The organism is Arthrobacter sp. PAMC25284, assembly GCF_019443425.1.
GTDB classification, from domain to species: Bacteria; Actinomycetota; Actinomycetes; order Actinomycetales; family Micrococcaceae; genus Arthrobacter; species Arthrobacter oryzae_A.
Map to the genome: position 1 here is coordinate 1581201 of NZ_CP080382.1, position 13431 is coordinate 1594631.

Consider the following 13431-nt stretch of genomic DNA (forward strand, 5'->3'; position numbering starts at 1 on the left):
GGTTGCAGCCGGCGGGCAATCCTGCGAAGGCCTAGTGGAAGAAGTGGCGGGCCCCGGTGAAGTACATCGTGATGCCGGCGGTGTTGGCCGCGGCGATGACTTCCTCGTCCCGGACGGAACCGCCGGGCTGGACGACGGCACGGACACCGGCGTCGATCAGGATCTGCAGGCCGTCAGCGAACGGGAAGAACGCGTCCGACGCCGCCACGGCACCGCGGGCACGCTCGGGCGCATCGCTGGAATCGGCACCGGACGCGCCGCCGGCGGCGTCGACGTCGGAGGTCACCGTGACGCCGAGGGAGTTGGCGCGCTCGACGGCGAGCTTGCAGGAGTCGAGCCGGTTGACCTGACCCATGCCGATCCCGACGGCGGCACCGTCGTCGGCGAGCAGGATCGCGTTCGACTTCGCTGCACGGCAGGCAGTCCAGGCGAAGGCGAGGTCGGCCAGGGTCGCGGCGTCGGCGGCCTCACCGGCGGCGAGGGTCCAGTTGGCCGGGTTGTCACCCTCGGCGTCGACCTTGTCCGTCATCTGCACCAGCACGCCGCCGGAGACCTGGCGGAATTCGGAGGGGTAGCGGCCGTAGCCCTCGGGCAGTGCCAGTAGGCGGATGTTCTTCTTCTTGGCGAGGATTTCAACCGCCTCGGGCTCGAAGCCTGGCGCGATGACAACCTCGGTGAAGATGCCCGCGACGGTGGCGGCCATGCCGGCGGTGACGGTGCGGTTCGCGGCGATCACACCACCGAAGGCAGAGACCGGGTCGCAGGCGTGGGCCTTGGCGTGGGCGTCGGCGATCGGGTCGGCTGCGGAGCCGGAACCGACAGCCACACCGCAGGGGTTGGCGTGCTTGATGATCGCCACAGCTGGCTCGGCGAAGTCGAAGGCGGCTCGGAGGGCTGCGTCGGCGTCGACAAAGTTGTTGTAGCTCATGGCCTTGCCGTGCAGCTGATCGGCCTGGGCGATGCCGGCCGGGGCTGCCTTGTCCACGTACAGAGCGGCCTGCTGGTGCGGGTTCTCGCCGTAGCGGAGCACCTCGGAGCGTTCCAGCGCGAGGCCGGTGTAGGCGGGCCAGTCAATGACGCCGTCGCCGTCCTCGTCGAGGAACTGGGTCGCCGTCCAGCTGGCCACCGCGGTGTCGTAGGCGGCGGTGTGCGCGAAGGCCCTGGCCGCGAGCCGGCGCCGGGTCTTCAGGTCGAAGCCGCCGGACGCGGCGGCGGACACCACATCGCCGTAGGTGCCCGGGTCAACCACGATGGCGACGGCGGCGTGGTTCTTCGCGGCGGAGCGCACCATGGCGGGCCCGCCAATGTCGATCTGCTCGACGACGTCGTCCTGCGCCGCGCCGGACTTCACGGTCTCCACGAAGGGGTAGAGGTTCACGACGACGAGGTCGAACGTTTCGATCTCCATGCCGGCCAGCGTTTCCATGTGAGCCGCGACGCGGCGGTCCGCGAGGATGCCGCCGTGGACGCGCGGGTGCAGGGTCTTGACCCGACCGTCGAGCATTTCCGGAGAGCCCGTGACGTCCTCGACTTCCTGGACCGGGATGCCGGCGGCTGCGATCTTCTTCGCGGTGGAGCCGGTCGAGACAATCTTGACGCCGGCAGCGTGCAGGCCCCGCGCGAGCTCCTCCAGGCCGGTCTTGTCGTACACCGAAATAAGTGCACGGCGGATGGGAACACGGTCGATGGATACACGCTCAGTCTGCGGCAAAATCACAAAAGTCTCCGTCTTATGTCGCGGCGGTGCCGCGGATGGTGGGGATGCGTCCAGTTTATCGCGTCACGGGAGCAGCCTTTCCTGTCAGCCGGAGTGTTAAGTACCCCCGGCGTGTTGGCCGCGGCGCGCCAACAACGACCGCCGCCAGTGCAGCGGGCAACGTAAAGTTGCCCGAGGAGGCGGAGATGAATACATACACAACAGTGCCCAGCGGCGAACAGGTGGTCCAGGAACTGCCGTGGCGGTGGAAGGTCCAGGGACGGATCTTCCTGATCGGCGGGCTGGGCTTTATGTTCGACGCCTGGGATGTCACGCTCAACGGCATCCTGATTCCGCTGCTCTCCAAACACTGGGCCCTGAGCGTCGGCGAGGCCGCCTGGATCGGCACGTCCAACCTGATCGGCATGGCGCTGGGTGCCTTTGTGTGGGGCACCATCGCCGACACCATCGGCCGGAAGAAAGCCTTCACCGCGACTCTGCTGATCTTCTCGATTTTCACCGTCCTGGGCGCCTTCTCCCCGGACTTCGGTTGGTTTGTGGCGTTCCGTTTCCTGGCCGGCTTCGGCCTGGGCGGCTGCATCCCGGTCGACTATGCGCTCGTGGGCGAGTTCACGCCCCGCCGGCAACGCGGCCGGGTCCTCACCGCGATGGACGGCTGGTGGCCAATCGGCGCCGCGCTGTGCGGCTTCGTCTCGGCCGGCCTCGTAGCGGCATTCGCGGACTGGCGCCTGACCATGATGGTGATGGTGCTCCCGGCGCTGCTGGTCTTCTGGGTCCGGCGCAGCGTGCCCGAGTCCCCCCTGTTCCTGATCCGGAAAGGCCGCCGCGAGGACGCCGCCAAGGTGATCGACGACCTCGTGGCAGCCACCGGCGCCGAGCCCCGCGCCTACAGCCTCCCGGAGCCGCAGGACGCTCCGCGGCTCTCGGCCGGAAGCGCCTGGACCCAGCTGCGCGCCCTGTGGCAATTCGACTGGAAGATCACGACGGCGGCCTGGTCGCTGTTCTTCTCCATTTTGCTGGTCTACTACCTGGCGCTGACCTGGATGCCGAGGATCCTGATCGGCGCCGGTTTCGAAGAGGCCAAGGCCTTTGTCACGACGGCGTCCATGGCCGCCGTCGGGCTCCTCGGCGTGGTCGTGGCGGCGCTGCTCGTCGAGCGCGTGGGCCGCAAGTGGATCCTGGCGATCACTGGCCCGCTGTCCGCGCTGACCCTGGTGATCGTGGCGATTGTGGTGGACATCCCGACGGCGGCCGTGTTCTGGCTGCTGGTGTTCGGTTTCGTGGTCCAGGTGGCCATTCCCGTGCTCTACGCCTACGTCTCCGAACTGTATCCGACCGAACTCCGCGGCTCCGGCTTCGGCTGGGCCTCAAGCTTCTCCCGGCTCGGGGCAGGCTTCGGTCCGCTGTTTTTCGCCGCGGTCCTCTGGCCGGAGCTGGGACTGGCGACATCCTTCGCGCTGGCCGGCGGGCTGGTGCTGCTGGCCGTAATTTGGATGGCGTTCTTCTCCCCCGAGACCAAACAGCGCCGGCTCGAGTAGGGCCCGAGGCTGAACGCCTCCATAGGAAAACCTGCGCTGTTCGCAGGACGGCGCCCCTCAGCATGATCGCCAAGGGGCGCCGTCATATCAGGCGAACAACGAACTATTGAAGGCAGGTCACGTACACCTGAAGGGACGCCGTGCCCTTGGACTGCGTCACTGTCCATCCGGTCGGTTGATTTGTAGCATTCAACACGGGACGGCTGGCCGTTATGGTGTTGCCCGACGGGTCATAGACGAATCCGCCGCCCATCGCCTTACCTGTGCCGCAGCTTGCCACAACCGTGGATGCTGCCGCCGAATTGGTGACGACCGAGACAGTCGTGGAGGCAGCAGCGCCCGGGGCGCCGGCCGGACCCGCGGGCCCTGCCGGACCCGTCGCACCATCGGCACCGTTCGCGCCCGCCGGACCCGTCGCACCATCGGCACCGTTCGCGCCCGCCGGACCTGTCGCACCATCGGCACCGTTCGCGCCCGCCGGACCCGTCGCACCATCAGCACCGTTCGCGCCCGCCGGACCCGTCGCACCATCAGCACCGTTCGCGCCCGCCGGACCCGTCGCACCATCAGCACCGTTCGCGCCCGCCGGACCCGTCGCACCATCAGCACCGTTCGCGCCCGCCGGACCCGCCGGACCCGTCGCACCATCAGCACCGTTCGCGCCCGCCGGACCCGTCGCACCATCGGCACCGTTCGCGCCATCCAGGCCTGCCGGACCCGTCGCACCATCGGCACCGTTCGCGCCATCCAGGCCTGCCGGACCCGTCGCACCATCGGCACCGTTCGCGCCCGCCGGACCCGTCGCACCATCGGCACCGTTCGCGCCATCCAAGCCTGCCGGACCCGTCGCACCATCGGCACCGTTCGCACCATCGGCACCGTTCGCGCCATCCGAGCCGGCTGGACCCACTCCGCCGTCGGCACCCGTCAACCCTTGAATGCCGCGAGTGCCCCGGATGTTCCAGGAGATCGGCTTCTCCTTCTTAAGGTTGCAAGTGGCCCCGGCGGCGAGGACGCGAAGTTCCCCGCCGTTGTTCTTGTTGACACAACCCCGGATCTCGCCGCCTGAGCCCGTCGAATATCCGTTTGCGTATACTACAGCGCCCGATCCGAGGACGAGCACGGCGGTGAGACCGAGGACTTTCGGACTGGTTTTGGCAAAGCTGAATGGAGACATGAATACCGCCTGCGGATTGGCAAAAATTGGTAAGAGGGCGCAAGACTATGGCCCAAATCACATTCCAACCAGCGTGTTTGGAGCCATTCAGCTACCCGTCTTCTCGCGAGACGTACGTGTCTATTTCAAGGCGCTACTGGGCGGCCTTGAACGCTACTCGGACGCGCCCGCCGCGGCGAGTGCTGCCAGCGTGGACACCAGCAACCTGCGCTCCACGACTTTGATCCGCTCGTGCAGCGCGTCTTCGGTCTCGCCGTCGCCGATCGCCACGGCCTCCTGGGCGATGATGGGGCCGGTGTCCACTCCGGCGTCCGCCCAGTGAACGGTGCACCCGGTGACTTTTACCCCATATGCCAGCGCGTCGCGGACTCCGTGGGCGCCGGGGAAGGCCGGCAGCAGAGCAGGGTGGGTGTTGAGGTACTTGCCGCCGAAGGAGTCGATGAAGTCCGCGCTGACGATGCGCATGAATCCCGACGAAACGACGACGTCCGGTGCGAACGCGGCCACCGCCTCGGTCAGTGCCGCGTTCCATGCCGCCCGGTCCGGGTAGGCCTTGAAATCGACCACGAACGTCGGGATTCCGGCGGCGGCCGAGCGCTCCACCCCGTGGGTTCCCGGCCGGTCGGCACCAACGGCGGCGATCTCGACGTCGAGCCCGCCGGAATTCACGGCGTCAATGACCGCCTGCAGGTTGGAGCCGGTACCGGAAACGAGGACAACGATGCGCATCGTCCCAGCTTATGGGGCCGCTCGCGTAGGCTGGAATCCATGACTTCCCAGAATGCCCCCCGCGGCAGCCAGCAGCAGCAGCCCGGCGCGACGGACGAGGCGTCCGCGGCGAAGATCCGCACCCTGTTCCGCATCTTCAGCCTGGTGATTCTGGGATCGTTCTTCGTCCTCCAGCTGGACATCACCTACGTATGGCTCAGTGCGATCCTTACGGCCGCCGCCCTGGTTCTTGGGATCGTACTGCTTGTCCGGGCCACCACCATCAAAAGTTCCAGGCGAGTCCTGATCGCGGCCATTGTGGCGGTGGTGGTCTCGGCGCTGCAGGTGCTGCTGGTCCTGACGTCGGTGCTGTTCTATTCGCAGCTCCGCGAATTCCAGGAGTGCTCCCGCCAGGCCCTGACCCAGCAGGCAATCTCCCGGTGCCAGACCACGCTGCAGGGGTCTCTGCCGGTAGCGGCCCGCTAGGACGTTACTGTCCGCCGGTGGCGCCGAGGTCCACCTCGCGCAGTTCCTGCTGGCGTTCCAGCCACGGTCCGGCTGCGTAGCCGATCACGACGCCGATCCCCACCTCCGCGGCCACAAAAAGCGCCGTCCGGAGCGGATCCGGACCTATCTCGGTAAGTCGTCCGATCCCGGCCGAGCCGCTGGCTGTCCAGGCCAGCGCAGCGGCGAAGAGGCCGGTGAAGCTGCCAATCACCACGCCCAGGACCAGGGTCGAGGCCGCGGCCGTGAAGGACCGCGCACGGATCTTGATGGAGAGCCACTCATCGAAGTGGTTTTCGCCGGCGCGCAGGAACCACCAGCCGGCCAGGGCCCCGGCGAGCGCCGGAACAACAAGCGCCACGAATCCAAAGTCGAGCGGACCCGACGGAACTGCCGCGAGAACGGGGATGGACGGCAGCGGTCCGACGGCGGTCCCCAGCGGTCCGGCCTGGGAGCCGACGCCGAGCGCGAAGCCGGAGCCTGACGTCCAGGCCAGGGCGAACACCGCGAGGTTGGGGAGGAAGCCCAGCTGGGCGATCGTGAGGACGGCCCCGCCCGTGGCCCCGGCGTCGAGTCCTTCATAGACTGCGATCACGAGGTTCCAGTGGATCACCAGGTCCACCGCCAGAAGCGCGGCCGACGCCGCCAGGGTTGCCATCAAGGCCACCAGCGCGGCGGTGATCGCGGAGCCGAGGTAGGAACCGGCCCAGCGGAAGTTCTGGCCTGTGCGGGACACCCAGGCGACGGCGTCGACGCCGATCAGCCGGCTCCAGGAGCCCGTCTCGCGGCGGGCGCCGATCACCATGCCGAGCGAAACCGGGATCAGCGGCAGAAACGCGGCGGTCCAGAGCCCCACGCCGACCTCGGGCACACGGCAGACGAAGCCGGTGGTCAGGCCGAAGCAGGCATAGATGAGCCATGAGCCCAGCAGCGCCTGCCAGAGCTGGTCGGTGTAGGAAGCGCGCGCCAGGCGTCGACCAGCCCGCCAGGCGAGCAGGAACGGGATGAGAGTCAGAGCGAGCGGGGTGAGCGATAGAGTGCCCGATTCCGGGAGCGCGGCAGGTCCGGCGCCCACGGTTTCCAGCAATAACGGGACGCCGTGGATCAGGAGCCAGGCCTGGCCGGCCAGACGGGCCAGGGCGTCGGGGCGGCTGTCCTGGAATCCGGCGGTTGCCCACACCGCGACGATAGGGGCTATCACTATCAGTGCGGAGATGATGGCGGCCTGGGCGGACTCGAGGGCCCCCTGCAGCCACAGGGGCATGGGGAGGCCCCGTTCTCCGGTCTGGTCAGCTCGCAGTTTCATCGTCTTCCATGGTGCCATGTGCCGGGCAACGGTCCGGATCCGACAGGCTGATTCGCTGGATCGTTGTGATCAGGGCCCTTCGGCCCCGGAGCTTTTCCCGCAGGTCCGCCGTAAAATTGGAGTGTCCGCAATCAGTGGTTTGGAGGCAGAAATGACTACCGCATCTCCTCATGCACATGGCGTTCACTTCGGACGGACGGATGTTCAGAACGTCGGCATGGGTGTAGGTATCGTCCTTATAGTCGTGGGCGTCCTGGGATTCATTCCCGGCATTACCACGCAGTACAGCTCCCTAGCGTTCTTCGGGCCCGCGTCAACGGCCATGTTCCTGGGCCTGTTCCAGGTGTCCATGCTGCTCAACATTGTGCAGTTGGCCATCGGAGCCACCGGCTGGACCATGTCCCGCAACGCAATGGGCGCCCGGAACTTCCTGATGGGCTTCGGTCTGCTGTACATCGTCCTCAGCGTCTACGGGCTCATGGTGGGCGTGGGGTCGGCGGCTAATTTTCTGTCGCTGAACGCCACGGGTGCATGGGCTCTTCTGGCACTGGGCGTTGCAATGATTGGCGCCGGCTGGCTGCTTGCACGGCATCTGGCCGATGACGCAAAAACCCGGTAAGCAACCACCGGGACGTAGGGAGTCGCGAATGAGTACCGTTTCTTAGCAATCCGAAAATTCGAACTACCGGCTGGTGCAGTGGTCTGCGGAAACGCGGCGGCTGCGCCAGCTTTTCTGCGTGCTGTCCGGGCCTGGATCGGGAGGATTTCGGAGCCCTGGGCAACGCGCTGGACGTGGCGCACCCCAGCGCACCCCACGACCCAAAACCCGATTCCTGTGAATATTTTTACTTTAATGAACAGAATCATTGACTCGCTAAAAATCTTCACTATAGTTATGTGAGTCAAGTCACCCAGTGAAGGACAGTCAATGATCACCGAGAGCGCAACGGGCACCGCCTCCCCCGCAACGAGCGCCCTGCTTGCCACCGTCGGCAACAAGGTGCGGTCCATGCGCAAGGAAAAGGGCATGACGCTCGCCAACCTGTCGGAGATCACGGGCCTCAGCCCGGCAATCGTCAGCCAGATTGAACGCGGCCTGGCGAATCCGTCCTTCACCACCCTGGCGCAACTGGCCCACGGCCTGGACATACCGGTCGGGAAATTCTTCATCGGCCAGGCCGAAACCAGATCCCCCGTGGTCCGCAAAACCGAGCGGCGCAACCTCAAAGGCGTTACCCGGGAATCCGTTGGCGAAGCAGTGCACGAATTGCTCACCCCCGGCCTTAACGGTGGCATTGAAGCCCAGTGGATCATGACGCCGCCGGGTCACGACACCAGCTCCAATCCCTTTAGCCACAGCGGCGAGGAGTTCTGCTACATCGTCTCAGGCAAAAAGGACGTCTACCTTGACGGCGTCTGCCACAGCTTGAGCGAAGGCGATTCGATCACCTATTCCTCGGAGATCCCGCACTGGTACAAGAACAGCTACGAAGAGGTATGCGTAGCAATCTGGGTCAACGCACCTCACGCGTGGTAAACGCACCATCCCGCAGCGGTCCTTACCGTTTTTCCACGCTGTCGCAGCCTGAACCTGCCCGCTGACAGACCGTGCCACGTTCGCAGCCACCGTCCCCCAACCCCGGACGGCGATGCGTCATACCCTCATCCGCCCTCCCCCAACGAGCAGGGCGCAAGCGTAAGGAAAATTCCATGCTTGACACCGTCGTCGAGTCACCAAAAGCTTCCCGCCAATTCACGCCCGAAGTCCGCAAAGGCCTACTCGGTCTGGGCCTGGGCAACGCCCTCGAATGGTACGACTGGATGGTCTTCGGCCTCCTGTCCGCATTCATCGGCCCGAACTTTTTTCCCAGCACGGATCCGCTGTCCGCGACCCTGAACACACTGGCGGTCTTCGCCGTCGGATTCGCGTTCCGCCCCCTCGGCGGCGTGCTGCTCGGCACCCTCGCGGACCGGATCGGCCGCCGCCGCGTGATGCTGATGTCCATCATGCTGATGGCCGGCACGACCCTCGTCATCGCCGTTACCCCGAGCTACGCCGAGATCGGCGCCTGGGCGGGCATCATTCTGGTCACCTGCAGGGTCCTGCAGGGTATTTCCACCGGCATCGAAGCCCCGCTCTCCACCTCCCATGCCGTAGAGCTCGTCCCGGACGGCCGTGAAGGCTACGTCGCCGGCATCATGTCCTTCTACGTCAACATCGGCATCCTGCTGGCTTCCCTCGTCAGCTTTCTTTGCAGCCTGACCCTAGGCGGCGCAGTGATGTCCGATTGGGGCTGGCGGGTACCGTTCTTCATCGGCGCCGCCTTCGGCTTCGTCGTCCTCTACCTCCGCCGGGCCCTGCCGGAGACCATGAAACCGGAAGAACTGGCGGGCAATACCCCCGCCGCCGTCTGGACCGGGGTCCGCAAGCACTGGCTCTCAGTCCTGGCCATCATCTTCGTCGTCGGCGCCGCCCAGGCGTACAACTACGCCTGGAACGTCGGACTGCCCAGCGCCGCCCGCGGCAACTTCAAGGAAGACCCCACCTCCGTCTTCGCCGTGACCACGATGCTGGGCATCATCCTGGTGGTCGGCAGCTGGATCATCGGCAAGCTCGCCGACGGCAAGTCCATGTCCCGCTGGTTCCTCATCACCCGCATCCTGGCTATCCCGTCAGTATTTCTCATGCTGATGTATGTCCAGCCCGGCATCGGCGGCTTCGCCGCGGTCCTGCTCGGCGGCTCCCTCGTCCTGGTTCTGAACATGACCCTCTACAACGTGGTCAGCACCTCCCTGATGCCCAAGGCATGCCGGGGCACCGGCGTCGCGCTCGGCTACGGAATCGGTGTCGCACTCTTCGGCGGCACGGCCTCCTACCTGCTCGTGTGGCTCCAATCGATGCAGCTCAACTGGGTGTTCCCGGTCTACGTCGCCGTCCTGTCCATCCTCAGCATCATCTTCTACCTGGCCGCCCGCCGCGCCAACGGCCTCTTCGTCGGAAAGTAAGGATCCCCATGAACACCATGACGTCACTCGAACTCGCCACCACCACCCAGGACCTCACGGCTCCGGTCATCTCCCGCTCCAACGTCCTCGTGGTCGGCGGCGGCCCCCGCCGGCGTCGCGGCCGCCGTCACCGCCGCCCGCTCCGGCGCCTCCGTGACGCTGCTGGAACGTTACTCCTCCCTCGGCGGTCTCGCCTCCGGCGGCATGGTCCTGGTCCTCGATGACATGATCAACGGCCAGGAAATCACCGTCACCGGCATCGTCTCTGAATACGTCGAACGCCTGCAGAAGCTGGGCCTGGCGATCGTCCCGCCCGCCGATGACCGCAAGGCTTCCGAGGAACTGTGGAACAAGTGGGGCCGCTACGGCACCTTCGACTTCCATACCCACGTCAATCCCAAGCCCATCTGCTACGCCGCAGCCTTCGACCCGGACGGCTGGAAGCGGATCTCCAACGACCTCGTCCGCGAAGCGGGCGTCAACCTGCGCCTGCACTCATGGTTCTCCCGTCCGATCGTGGATAACGGCGTCATCAAGGGCGTTATCTGCGAGACCAAGTCCGGGCCGCAGGCCTTTATGGCCGACGTCGTCATCGACACCACGGGCGACATCGACGTTGCGTCCCGTGCCGGCGCCAGCCATATCAAGGACAGCTACCTCACAACGCTCGTTTTCCGCCTCGGCAACGTCGACACCGACGCCGCCGAAGCCTTCGAGCAGGCCAACCCGAAGGAAGCCCGCGCCATCAACCGCACCATCAAGCGTCTGCTCGGGGGCGCCTGGGAGCTGTGGTGGCTCAAGACCCCCATCGACGGTGTGGTCTGGTGCAACGCCCCGCACATGACCGGCTACGACGGCGTGGACCCGGCGGACATGACCGCCGCCGAGTTCGCCGCCCGGGACAAGATCACCGAGGCCGTCGACTTCGTCCGGGCCAACCTGCCAGGCTTCGAGAACTGCTACATGCTCGACGTCGCGTCCCAGATGGGCGTCCGGCAGACCCGCCTGCTCGACGGCGAGTACGTGATGACCAAGGACGACGTCACGTCCCGCCGGCACTTCACCGACACGGTCGCCCGCGGACGCGACTACTACTACCCGTACCGTTCGCTGCTGCCCAAGGAAGTGGATCAGCTCCTCGTGGCCGGCCGCCACTACTCGGCCACCCCCGAGGCCCAGAAGATGTCCCGCGAGATCCCGCCCTGCATGGCCATGGGCCAGGCCGTCGGCGTCGCCGCCGCGCTCGCCGTGGAACAGGGAATCAACGTCCGCGACGTCTCCGCCATCGAAATTCAGCAGGGCATGCGCCGGCACGGCGCTGACCCGGGCGACGTCCCGTCGTCGAACGCCACCCTCGACCTCGACGCGGTGGTCGGGGCATGAGCACCGTGGTCGACGAACTACTGGAGAGCACGACGGCGGTCCCCGCCGCCGCCACTGAACCCGCCCGCACCCCGCTTCCCCTCGAAGGCATCAAAATCGTTGACTTCACCCAGGTTTTTATGGGCCCGTCGTGCACCCAGCTGCTCGGTGATTACGGCGCGGACATCATCAAGGTGGAACGCCCGGGCACCGGGGACATCTCCCGCAACTCCTTCCCGGACAAGGACGGCCAAGACAACCCGATCTTCCTGTCCATCAACCGGAACAAGCGCAGCATCTCTGTGGACACCCGCACCGAGGAAGGCCGCGAGGTGCTTCGCCGGCTGCTGGCCGACGCGGACGTGGTGGTCAGTAACTTCCGCTCCGGCGTGATGGAGCGGATGGGCTTCGGCTACGAGGACCTCGCAGCGGAAAACCCGGGCATCATCTGGGCCTCCGGCACGGGCTTCGGCCCGGCGGGCCCCTACTCGCATAAAGGCGGCCAGGACGCGATCGCCCAGGCCTACTCGGGCGTGATGTGGCGGCGCGAATCGGACGAGATGAAACCGTCGATCTACCCCACCACGCTGTGTGACTACATCACCGGCATGCACCTCATGCAGGGCATTCTGCTGGCGCTGCGTACCCGGGAAACCGCCGGCGTGGGCCAGAAGGTGGAGGTGACCATGTACGACTCCATGCTGCACCTGCAGATGCAGGAGGCCTGCATGCAGCTCAACCGCGGCTACGAGGTCAATTGGGGTGCCATGCCGCTGAGCGGTGTCTTCGAAACCACCGACGGCGCCGTGTGCATGGTGGGCGGCTTCACGCCGGATCCGCTGCAGCGCATTTCCGAGGCGCTGGGCCTGGACGAGGACCTGACGCTCCGGCCCGAGTTCGCGACCCTGACCGAGCAGTTCAAGAACAAGCCGGCCCTGCAGGCGATCTTCCGCGAGCGCATCGCCGCCAACACCACCGAGTACTGGACCACCCGGCTGGAGGACCAGGGCCTGCTGAACGCCCCCGTGCACACACTGGAACAAGCCCTGGCCGATGCACAGACCGCAGTCAACGGCATGATCGTGGAAGCCGAACACCCGGGTGTGGGCACCGTCAAGATGCTCAACGCCCCGATCCGGCTCTCCGCGACCCCGCCCACCGTGCGGCGCATTGCGCCTCGGCTCGGCGAGCACAACGTGGAGGTCCTGCTGGAGAACGGCTTCGACGCCGAAACCATCGAACGCCTCCAACAGTTGGGAGTGCTCCGGTGACGGCCGTTTCAGAAGCTGGGATAACCGCCGTGGAAGAGGTCACGCTGACCATCGAGAACCACGTGGCCGCGGTGGTCATCGACCGCCAGCACGTGCTCAACGCCGTCGACGGCCGCACCCAGGCCCGGCTCAACGAAATCTGGAACCAGTTGGAGGCTGATCCCAGCGTCCGCGCCGTCGTCATCACCGGCGCCGGAACACGGGCGTTCTGCGTCGGCGCCGACATGTCCGCAACGGCCGTGGACAAGACCGGCCTGCAGTACTGGTCCGGCCTGGACCCGAACGGCTTCGGCGGACTGAGCCTGCGCACCAGCCTCGACATCCCCGTCATTGCCCGGGTCAACGGCTTCGCACTCGGCGGCGGCATGGAAATGGTGCTCGGCGCTGACATCGTCATAGCAGCGGAGAGCGCCCGCTTCGGGCTCACGGAGCCACGGGTGGGACGTCTGGCGCTCGACGGCGGCATCCACCAGCTGGTGCGGCGCATCCCCCACACCCAGGCGATGGGCATGCTCCTCACCGGCCGGAAGGCAGGCGCGGCGGAGATGCAGGCCATGGGGCTCGTCAACGAGGTGGTCCCCGACGACGGACTCGACGCCGCCGTGCAGCGCTGGGTGGAGCAAATCCTCGCGTGCGCGCCCACCTCCGTCCAGGCCGTGAAGCAGATGGTCACGAGGACCGGGCATCTCACCGCGGCCGAGGCCCGCGGTCTCCGGCTTCCGGCCCTTATGGCAGCGCTGGACAGCGAGGACTCCGCCGAAGGGGTCCGTGCTTTCCAGGAAAAGCGTCCGCCAGTATGGCCAGGACGCTAACGATGCAGGTCCAACCAACGAAGGAGAATC

Annotated in this window: 11 protein-coding genes and 1 pseudogene; 8 read left to right on the forward strand and 4 right to left on the reverse strand. The window is 66.4% G+C overall.

The features are described from left to right. Positions 1–31: 31 nt before the first annotated feature. Positions 32–1717 (reverse strand): bifunctional phosphoribosylaminoimidazolecarboxamide formyltransferase/IMP cyclohydrolase, encoded by a 1686-nt coding sequence (purH, locus tag KY499_RS07325; RefSeq protein ID WP_258191005.1) that lies wholly within the window; start codon positions 1715–1717, stop codon positions 32–34. Positions 1718–1902: 185 nt separating this feature from the next. Here purH and KY499_RS07330 point away from each other — a divergent pair, with 185 nt between their 5' ends. Continuing rightward, the gene (locus KY499_RS07330) at positions 1903–3255 is read left to right on the forward strand and encodes an MFS transporter (RefSeq protein ID WP_123254270.1); all 1353 of its coding nucleotides are present in this window, start codon (positions 1903–1905) and stop codon (positions 3253–3255) included. 103 nt (positions 3256–3358) lie between these two features. Here KY499_RS07330 and KY499_RS18540 read toward each other — a convergent pair whose 3' ends face one another. Both KY499_RS18540 and purN read right to left on the reverse strand, forming a co-directional pair. After that, positions 3359–4432: a hypothetical protein gene (locus KY499_RS18540; protein WP_219886651.1), complete on the reverse strand. Its 1074-nt coding sequence runs from the start codon at positions 4430–4432 to the stop codon at positions 3359–3361. Between the two features lie 153 nt (positions 4433–4585). After that, entirely contained in the window at positions 4586–5161 is a 576-nt protein-coding gene (gene purN, locus KY499_RS07340; protein ID WP_219886652.1) for a phosphoribosylglycinamide formyltransferase, read from the reverse strand. Between the two features lie 39 nt (positions 5162–5200). Between purN and KY499_RS07345 the strand changes: the two genes are divergently transcribed. Then, a complete protein-coding gene (locus tag KY499_RS07345) occupies positions 5201–5626 on the forward strand; it encodes a hypothetical protein (protein ID WP_219886653.1) in 426 nt (141 codons plus the stop codon). A 4-nt stretch (positions 5627–5630) separates the two neighbouring features. On the opposite strand, the gene KY499_RS07350 is transcribed toward KY499_RS07345, so the two are convergent. Then, entirely contained in the window at positions 5631–6950 is a 1320-nt protein-coding gene (locus KY499_RS07350; RefSeq protein ID WP_219886654.1) for a DUF6350 family protein, read from the reverse strand. A gap of 217 nt (positions 6951–7167) precedes the next feature. Between KY499_RS07350 and KY499_RS07355 the strand changes: the two genes are divergently transcribed. The 6 genes and pseudogenes from KY499_RS07355 (at position 7168) to KY499_RS07380 (ending at position 13401) form a co-directional block, all read left to right on the forward strand. Continuing rightward, a complete protein-coding gene (locus KY499_RS07355; RefSeq protein ID WP_308813085.1) occupies positions 7168–7569 on the forward strand; it encodes a DUF4383 domain-containing protein in 402 nt (133 codons plus the stop codon). A gap of 309 nt (positions 7570–7878) precedes the next feature. Further along, a complete protein-coding gene (locus KY499_RS07360) occupies positions 7879–8487 on the forward strand; it encodes a helix-turn-helix domain-containing protein (protein ID WP_123254266.1) in 609 nt (202 codons plus the stop codon). 173 nt (positions 8488–8660) lie between these two features. Next, positions 8661–9956 (forward strand): MFS transporter, encoded by a 1296-nt coding sequence (locus KY499_RS07365; protein WP_123254265.1) that lies wholly within the window; start codon positions 8661–8663, stop codon positions 9954–9956. A 17-nt stretch (positions 9957–9973) separates the two neighbouring features. Beyond that, positions 9974–11339: pseudogene (locus KY499_RS07370) on the forward strand (FAD-dependent oxidoreductase). After that, entirely contained in the window at positions 11336–12589 is a 1254-nt protein-coding gene (locus KY499_RS07375; RefSeq protein ID WP_123254263.1) for a CaiB/BaiF CoA-transferase family protein, read from the forward strand. The pseudogene KY499_RS07370 and the gene KY499_RS07375 overlap by 4 nt, the downstream one beginning before the upstream one ends. A gap of 29 nt (positions 12590–12618) precedes the next feature. Beyond that, complete coding sequence (locus KY499_RS07380) at positions 12619–13401, forward strand: enoyl-CoA hydratase-related protein (protein ID WP_219886656.1); 783 nt, start codon at positions 12619–12621, stop codon at positions 13399–13401. Positions 13402–13431: the final 30 nt, after the last annotated feature.

What these genes read in the sequence shown, in the direction of transcription:
- KY499_RS07330 (WP_123254270.1), top strand. Translation starts at nt 1,903, where the DNA reads ATGAATACATACACAACAGTGCCCAGCGGCGAACAGGTGGTCCAGGAA.
- KY499_RS18540 (WP_219886651.1), bottom strand. Translation starts at nt 4,432, where the DNA reads ATGTCTCCATTCAGCTTTGCCAAAACCAGTCCGAAAGTCCTCGGTCTC.
- purN (WP_219886652.1), bottom strand. Translation starts at nt 5,161, where the DNA reads ATGCGCATCGTTGTCCTCGTTTCCGGTACCGGCTCCAACCTGCAGGCG.
- KY499_RS07345 (WP_219886653.1), top strand. Translation starts at nt 5,201, where the DNA reads ATGACTTCCCAGAATGCCCCCCGCGGCAGCCAGCAGCAGCAGCCCGGC.
- KY499_RS07350 (WP_219886654.1), bottom strand. Translation starts at nt 6,950, where the DNA reads ATGAAACTGCGAGCTGACCAGACCGGAGAACGGGGCCTCCCCATGCCC.
- KY499_RS07355 (WP_308813085.1), top strand. Translation starts at nt 7,168, where the DNA reads ATGGGTGTAGGTATCGTCCTTATAGTCGTGGGCGTCCTGGGATTCATT.
- KY499_RS07360 (WP_123254266.1), top strand. Translation starts at nt 7,879, where the DNA reads ATGATCACCGAGAGCGCAACGGGCACCGCCTCCCCCGCAACGAGCGCC.
- KY499_RS07365 (WP_123254265.1), top strand. Translation starts at nt 8,661, where the DNA reads ATGCTTGACACCGTCGTCGAGTCACCAAAAGCTTCCCGCCAATTCACG.
- KY499_RS07375 (WP_123254263.1), top strand. Translation starts at nt 11,336, where the DNA reads ATGAGCACCGTGGTCGACGAACTACTGGAGAGCACGACGGCGGTCCCC.